Origin of the sequence: Mycobacterium sp. 852002-30065_SCH5024008 (assembly GCF_001665645.1) — a bacterium.
In the GTDB taxonomy this organism is placed as follows: domain Bacteria; phylum Actinomycetota; class Actinomycetes; order Mycobacteriales; family Mycobacteriaceae; genus Mycobacterium; species Mycobacterium paraffinicum.
Window position 1 is genome coordinate 1 of sequence record NZ_LZSZ01000053.1, and the last position, 823, is coordinate 823.

Here is an 823-nt window from a genome sequence, read left to right on the forward strand (position 1 = left end):
AGGGGTCCCGATGGGCAGTTGCGCTATGTGGGGCGTGCTGATGAGCAGGTCAAGATCCGCGGGTATCGCATCGAACTGGGTGAAATCCAAACCACACTAGCCAGCTTGGACGGGGTGGACCAAGCGGTGGTGATCGCCCGCGAGGAGGACCCCGGCGGCAAGCGGCTGGTCGGCTATGTCACCGAATCGGGTTCGGGGGCAGTGGATCCTGCCGCGATCCGCGCCCAACTCGCAGACCGGCTGCCGTCCTATATGGTGCCGGCCGCGATCATGGTGCTCGAGACGCTACCCCTGACGGTCAACGGCAAACTCGACACCCGCGCCCTACCCGCCCCCGACTACACCGGCGCTCACTATCGCGCCCCGGGCACTCTGACCGAGGACATCCTGGCCGGCATCTACGCCCAAGTGTTGGGCATAAAGCGGGTCGGGGTCGATGACTCGTTCTTCGATCTAGGTGGGAATTCGTTGTCGGCGATGCGCCTGATCGCCGCGGTCAACACCAGCCTGAATACCAACCTGTCGGTGCGGGCCATTTTTGAGGCGCCCACCATCGCCCAGCTAGCACCCCGCATCCAGGCCGGGGGTGGGGGTGGGCTGGCCCCGCTGGTGGCGGGTGAGCGCCCGGAGCGGGTGCCGTTGTCATTTGGGCAGTCCCGGTTGTGGTTTATCGATCAGTTGTTGGGCCGGTCGCCGGTTTACAACATGCCTGTGGCGCTGCGCCTGGACGGGCAGTTGGATGCGGAGGCGTTGGGGGTGGCGCTGGGTGATGTGGTGGGCCGCCATGAAAGCCTGCGCACCGTCTTCCCCGCGGTCGACGGAA

The 823-nt window shown here is 65.9% G+C and carries 1 protein-coding gene; it reads left to right on the forward strand.

All coding sequences use genetic code 11. The features are described from left to right. Positions 1-823 (forward strand): phosphopantetheine-binding protein (locus A5781_RS05565; protein WP_231990643.1); only part of this gene is annotated, 823 nt, incomplete at both ends.